Raw genomic sequence first — 2,907 nt, 5'->3', positions numbered from 1 at the left:
GGGCCGCAGGGTCATCCCCATGCCCTGCGGCCCCGCGCGGGCGCCCCGCGGCGCGGTTCGCCGGGATGCGGTCTTACTGGCCCTGGGCCCTGTACCTGGCCTCGGTGGCCTCCTTGGCCGGCCGCCACCAGGACTCGTTGGCGACGTACCAGTCGATGGTGGCCTTGAGGCCCCCGGCGAAGTCGGTGTGCGCCGGCCTCCATCCGAGCTCGCGCTGGAGCTTCATCGAGTCGATGGCGTAGCGGCGGTCGTGGCCGGGACGGTCGGCGACCCAGTCGAAGTCCTCGGGGTCGCGGCCCATGGCCTCCAGGATCATGCGCAGGACGGTGATGTTGTTCTTCTCGCCATTAGCCCCGATGAGGTAGGTCTCCCCCGTGCGGCCCTTGGTGAGGATGTCCCAGACGGCCGAGGAGTGGTCCTCGGTGTGGATCCAGTCGCGCACGTTCTCGCCCTTCCCGTAGAGCTTGGGGCGCACGCCGTCGATTATGTTGGTGATCTGGCGCGGGATGAACTTCTCCACGTGCTGGTAGGGGCCGTAGTTGTTGGAGCAGTTGGAGATCGTGGTGCGCAGGCCGTAGGTGCGGGTCCATGCGCGCACGAGCATGTCGGAGCTGGCCTTGGTTGAGCTGTACGGCGAGGAGGGCTTATAGGGCGTCTCCTCGGTGAACTTGGCCGGGTCGTCGAGCGCCAGGTCGCCGTAGACCTCGTCGGTGGAGACGTGGTGGTAGCGGATGCCGTATTTCCTCACGGCCTCCAGCAGGCGGAAGGTGCCCTCCACGTTCGTGCGCAGGAACGGCTCCGGGTCGGCGATGGAGTTGTCGTTGTGGCTCTCGGCGGCGTAGTGCACGATGGCGTCGTGGCCGGGGACCAGCCTGTCCAGCAGCTCGGCGTCGCAGATGTCGCCCACGACGAGCTCGACCCTATCCTCGGGCAGCCCCGCGATGTTCTCGGGGTTGCCGGCGTAGGTCAGCTTGTCCAGGACGGTGACGTGCACCTCGGGGGGGTTGTTGACCACGTAGTGCACGAAGTTGCTGCCGATGAAGCCGCAGCCGCCCGTGACGATGATATTCTTGGGTTCGAAAATCTCAGACATGAAAATCCAATCTGAAGCATGTACAGCTTCTTTAGTATGCCGCAGGAAGTGACGCCGCGACGCTATTCAACAAAACTATCGGACATTTCGGCATGCGATAAGAGCCATAACCTTCGCAGAATTACCTCCTGTACAAAACGCCTCCGAAATGCAGTCTTTGTCGTAGTGAAAAACCGAATCCCCAGTTATTTCACGTAAGTACTTATAGAAGAAATCCTCCCAGCTTTTAAACTTCTCACTGTTTACAAAGGCTTCTGGGGTTTCCAAAACCGTCTTAACATCTAGCTCTGAAATTACGCCGGAGCTCAGTAGAAGCCACTCGAATGATTCGGGAAGACAAACCGTAACAGTATCGCGGTGAATGTCTTGCAGCTTAAGGACGCGGTCCGCATAGCACCCAAATGCCGCCCCGTCCGCGACAACAAACACGCGATCGTCGAGATGCTGATCCAACCAGCCCAAAATCGCGCTGTTCGTCATGGCCGAAGTACAGGTAAGCTCACTGTCAGCGAAATGCCGTTCAAAGAACTGGAAACCAGACTTACTGTCCTCGCATAGAAGGATAGAAAAGTCCTGTTTTGGCGCCGACCGGGAAATAGCATAACGATGATTCCCGCGATCTTGATAAACAGGGACGAAAGAATGGTATTTTCCGCTCGTCTTAATCTTGTAAATCTCATCCACGCTATACGGAAGATTGGGGAAATCAGCCCTTGAGATCAGCACGAAATAATTCGAGGAATACAGCACATGATGGGCAAACTCATCAGAATGGATCTCTTTTAAGCCCTCATCGACAAATACAATCGAGTCATGAACGGACGAAAGCTGGTTTCGCCAATCATAATCGGTCAGGGCGACACAGGGACAATCGCATTGCAAGGAAACGCCCGACTGCTCGCCCGTTCGCATGTAGTCTGCGACCATGTCAAACAGTGTCGTCTTACCCGTGCCACTATCGCCACGCACAATAGTGATGTTCCGCTTGATGGTAAATGTGTACTTAGTTCCCCTGCGGCGGGAAATCTTAACGAGATGCGAACCGTTCATAAGCAGTACCTACAGATACGGAATCGACTCGTGAATCAATTCGGCCATGTTGTGAACGATTCGGCCGCTATTCACGACTTTAATTTTAAAATCCTCGCGACCAAAGTCCATCACATGATAGAGATTCACAACAAGCTTGCGGTCTTTCGCCATGTCGAGAATCCACTTGGCACAGTTGTCACCACAGGTAGAAGCGTTAAAAATTTGCTTACGATCAAATCTCATAAGCAGCAGCGTTTTCACGCCACCAGAAAGCTGGAGTGGGGAGATGAATCCAAGCACAGGGCTTTCGATGACGTTTTCGGAGACAACATCCGATCGATCAACATCTTTAATTATCGAGACTGCATAGGGATCCGTAATCCAAGAAGACCGGTAAGAGTTTTTGAAATATGTCGCTGTGTTGTAAATCGCTTCTGGCATATCGCCAAAGTAGACGCTTAACACATCCACTCCCAATCATATTGTCTTTATGGTCAACGTAATCATAACGAAAGGGGCCACCAGATAAACGGTGACCCCTAAAAGAAAACAAGCTTGCGCTAGTACTCGCGCGGGCTGTTGACGATCTCGCCGGCGGCGACCTTCTTCAGGTGCCGCCCGTAGACCGACTTGCCGTAGGCCTTGGCGGCCTCCTCAAGCTCGGCGGTGGAGATCCAGCCGTTCTCCCAGGCGATCTCCTCGGGGACGGACACGGGCAGGTCCTGGGAGTGCTCCACGGCGCGGACGAACTCCGCGGCCTCGTGCAGGCTCTCCATGGTGCC

The 2,907-nt window shown here is 55.9% G+C and carries 3 protein-coding genes and 1 pseudogene; all 4 read right to left on the bottom strand.

The window, feature by feature from the left end; translation table 11 throughout:
- Nucleotides 1-73: 73 nt before the first annotated feature.
- Nucleotides 74-1,093 carry a dTDP-glucose 4,6-dehydratase gene (rfbB, locus tag DW171_RS09925; protein WP_118271094.1) on the bottom strand — a complete coding sequence of 340 codons (1,020 nt, stop codon included), beginning with the start codon at nucleotides 1,091-1,093 and terminating at the stop codon, nucleotides 74-76.
- A gap of 75 nt (nucleotides 1,094-1,168) precedes the next feature.
- Nucleotides 1,169-2,143 carry a hypothetical protein gene (locus tag DW171_RS09920; RefSeq protein ID WP_070097171.1) on the bottom strand — a complete coding sequence of 325 codons (975 nt, stop codon included), beginning with the start codon at nucleotides 2,141-2,143 and terminating at the stop codon, nucleotides 1,169-1,171.
- Nucleotides 2,144-2,152: 9 nt separating this feature from the next.
- Nucleotides 2,153-2,590, bottom strand: a complete 438-nt coding sequence (locus DW171_RS09915; RefSeq protein WP_055252684.1) for a DUF4869 domain-containing protein — start codon at nucleotides 2,588-2,590, stop codon at nucleotides 2,153-2,155.
- Between the two features lie 95 nt (nucleotides 2,591-2,685).
- Nucleotides 2,686-2,907, bottom strand: a pseudogene (locus DW171_RS09910) (glucose-1-phosphate thymidylyltransferase); the annotation flags it as partial.

It is taken from the genome of Collinsella sp. AM15-2, assembly GCF_003471985.1.
In the GTDB taxonomy this organism is placed as follows: domain Bacteria; phylum Actinomycetota; class Coriobacteriia; order Coriobacteriales; family Coriobacteriaceae; genus Collinsella.
This window is presented reverse-complemented; position numbering and strand designations above follow the sequence as displayed.

Excerpts from the sequence above, each read along its gene's own strand:
- rfbB (WP_118271094.1), bottom strand. The coding sequence starts at position 1,093 with ATGTCTGAGATTTTCGAACCCAAGAATATCATCGTCACGGGCGGCTGC.
- DW171_RS09920 (WP_070097171.1), bottom strand. The coding sequence starts at position 2,143 with ATGAACGGTTCGCATCTCGTTAAGATTTCCCGCCGCAGGGGAACTAAG.